The sequence below is a fragment of the Bradyrhizobium altum genome, assembly GCF_020889705.1.
Classification (GTDB): domain Bacteria; phylum Pseudomonadota; class Alphaproteobacteria; order Rhizobiales; family Xanthobacteraceae; genus Bradyrhizobium; species Bradyrhizobium altum.
Window position 1 is genome coordinate 1 of the sequence record NZ_JACMYP010000473.1, and the last position, 3,177, is coordinate 3,177.

The 3,177-nt window shown below is 64.5% G+C and carries 2 protein-coding genes; one reads left to right on the top strand and one right to left on the bottom strand.

The genetic code is table 11. The features are described from left to right. Window positions 1-686, top strand: a 686-nt coding sequence (locus tag H8B02_RS46395; RefSeq protein WP_229172390.1) for an SDR family NAD(P)-dependent oxidoreductase, incomplete at its 5' end; no start/stop codon positions are given. A gap of 182 nt (window positions 687-868) precedes the next feature. Here the strand turns inward: H8B02_RS46395 and H8B02_RS46400 are convergent. Beyond that, window positions 869-3,052 carry a TonB-dependent receptor gene (locus tag H8B02_RS46400; protein WP_229172391.1) on the bottom strand — a complete coding sequence of 728 codons (2,184 nt, stop codon included), beginning with the start codon at window positions 3,050-3,052 and terminating at the stop codon, window positions 869-871. Between the last annotated feature and the right edge of the window lie 125 nt (window positions 3,053-3,177).

A 3,177-nucleotide genomic window follows, 5' to 3' on the forward strand; every position in this document is an offset into this window, starting at 1 on the left:
CGGCGGTCGCGGTGGTCGACCAGAACGAGGCCGGCGCGAAGGCGGTGGTCGACGAGATCAAAAAGGGCGGCGGACGCGCGCTGGCGCTGACCGGCGATCTCCGCGACGACGGCTTTGCGCGCGATATCGTTGCAGCGACGGTGAAGGAGTTCGGCGCGCTCGATTGCGTCTGGAATCATCTCGGCATTCCCGGCCCGTCCGTGATCGACGATCTGGAAGGCTGGGATCTCAGCGTCGATCTCAATTTGCGCTCGCAGCTGATCACCACTCACGCCGCGCTCGGGCAGATGACGGCGCGGCGCAAGGGCAGCATCCTGTTCACCGCATCGACCTCGGGCCTGGTCGGCTCGCCGTGGAGCCCGACCTATTCGGCGGCCAAGGCCGGCGTGATCGGGTTGGCGCGGGCGCTCGCCAAACGCCACGCCAAGGACGGCGTGCGCGTCAATGCGATCTGCCCTGGCGCGATCGACACGCCGATGCTGCGGGTGTTCGTCAACCGGCCCGACCAGCCGGGCCACAACGAGGCCGATCCTGAGGAATTGATCAAGGCTGCGGTGACCCGCAATCCGATGGGCCGCGCCGCGCGCCCGGAGGAGATCGCGGAGGTCGCGGTGTTCCTGCTGTCGGACAAGGCCTCGTTCGTCACCGGCATCGCGATGCCGGTCGACGGCGGGACGGTGGCGTAGCGCGCGGCATCAGTCAGGCCCGCGGAGATGATGTGGGTTGCTCTATCCACGTCATTGCGAGCCACCCGGTCGGCGCATAGCGCCGCCGGATGACAGGCTCCGCGAATAAAAATGGATTGCTTCGTCGCTTCGCTCCTCGCAATGACGGCGTCGAAAGCATCGCGGGTGCGCGGGAAATTCCCCTAGAACTTCGCCCTGATGCCGGCATAGGCGGCGAGCGGCATGCCGGGCACGAAGGTGCGGGGATCGCTCAGCTGCGCCATCAGGTTGGGCAGACCGCCGGCGCTGGTAAAGCCGCCCGTTTGATAGAACGCACCGCTCAGATAGTAGTGCCGGTTGAACACATTGTTGATCAGGCCGAACACCTCGATGTTCTTCGTGACCTGGTATGACGTGTGCAAATTGACGACCGAGTAGGCCGGCACCTTCGGGCTCTGGTTGGTGTAGTCATGGATGATCCACTGGCTGCCCACGAAATTGAGGTCGGCGCCGACCTTCCACGCATCCGTGACGTTGTAGTCGACGCCGGCCTTGAAGCGGTGCGCTGGAATGCCGGGGATGTGGTCACCCGGCGTGACGTTGACAAATTGCGCGCCGGCGTCGTTGGTCAGCGCGTTCGGATTGTTCGGCGAGGACAGCGTGATCGCGCTTCGATAGGTCGCGTCGACATAGGTGTAGTTGGCGTAGGCGTTCCAGCGATCGAGGCGATAGTCGAGCTTGGCCTCGATGCCCTGCCGCAAGGTCTGCCCGGCATTCTGGAAGAAGCCGAAATTGTTGACGCCGAGCGGGCTCGTCACCTGGATGATGTCGTCGTCGGACAGGGTGTGGAACACGCCCAGGCCCCAGCTCAGCACGCCGGTCCTGGCGTCGCGGCCCCAGCTGCCGCGCAGGCCGGCCTCGACCGTGTGCGACACCACCTGCTTGAGCGGCGGGTCGGCCACCAGGAAGGTGTCGATCATGCAGGGATGGTTGGGATCGGAGCAGCCGAGCTCCAGCGGCGTCGGTGCCCGGTTGGCTTCCGAATAGCCGGCATAGGCGGTGAGGTTCGGGGTGATCTTGAAGGTGCCGCCGATCACCGGGTTGAACCGCTGGAAACGATTGCTGCTGTTGAGCAGGTCGTTGGTCCCGGTCTGGTCCTGCAGGTCGATCTGGGCATAGTTGAACCGTCCCCCGGCCGTGACCGAGAACCTGTTCGTCACGTCGAACGTGTCGGTGAGGTAGACGCCGGTGTAGGTGTTGGTGGCGCGCAGATCGACCGGGCTGAGACCGGCGTCGGGCTGGTTGATGAAGACCCCGGTGCCCGTCACGAACAGATTCTGGTCGACGGTGCCGAGCTCGCTGGTCGCAGTAAACTTGGTGTTGCCATGGTCGACGCTGACGCCCATGACGACGTGGTTGTCGTGCCCGAACAGTCTGTCCGTATTGGTGAACTGGGCCGTGCCGCCAAAGCTGTTGGTGGCAGCTCGGTTGCGATCGAGCTCGCCAAGGAAAGCATTGCCCAGCGTGTTCGGAGTTGCGGGACCGTCCGCAGGACCGAAAACCGGGAGACCGTCGCCGATGCACAAGGTCGTGGGATCGTCGCACGGCGCAACGTCGGTGCCGTTGCCGTCGACATGGGTCTGCCGGAAGCCGCGGAAATAGGCGTTGCCCTGGAACGACCAGGTGTCCGAGAAATTATGGCTCAGCGTGGCGTTGACGAAGGCGAGCTGCAGCATCGTCGATTGCAGCCAGGTGTAGACGCTCGACCAGCGCTGGTTGAGCATCTCGACCGGCGTTGCGGCCACGTTGCCGAGCAGATTGCTGGCGCCGGTGAAATTAACGTGGAATTCGGTGTCGTCGTTGCGCGCGCCGATGTCGACATACATGCGGTTGACGTGCGAGGAATTGGCATAGTCGCGCCAGCCGTGGTCATAGGCGGATTCGAACGCGGCATAGGCCGAGATATTGTCCTTCTGGCCGCCGGCCTGCACGCTGCCCTGCACGCGCCCGTAGGAGCCGCCCAAGACTTCAGCCTCGACCCCCTGATAGGTGAAGCCGTTCTTCATCTGGATGCTGAGCGCGCCGCCGATCGCGTTGAGGCCGAATATCGGGTTGTTGGGAACCAGCGAAACCCGGTCGATGGCCTTTTCCGGGATGAAATCCCAGTTGACCACGTCGCCCCAGGATTCGTTGATGCGCACGCCGTTCTGATAGACCGCGATGCCCTGCGGCGTTCCCTGAACCGGCGAGGCGACGAAGCCGCGGTAGTCGAGATTGCGCTGGAACGGATTGCCGGTCTGGTCCGTGAGTGTGACGCCGGGCAGCCTGCGGTTCACCGAGTCGAGAAAGTTCGTCGAATAGTTGCGGCTGAAATCCGCCGAGGTCAGCACCTCGGTGTTGGACGGGATCTTGTCGCGGTCGAGCAGGCTCGAGTCACGGTCGGAGGGGCCCGGGATCCCAGTGCCGCCCTCCGGCGCGGCCGCAGTTTGCGCCGGCGCGGCCCGTGTTCGGG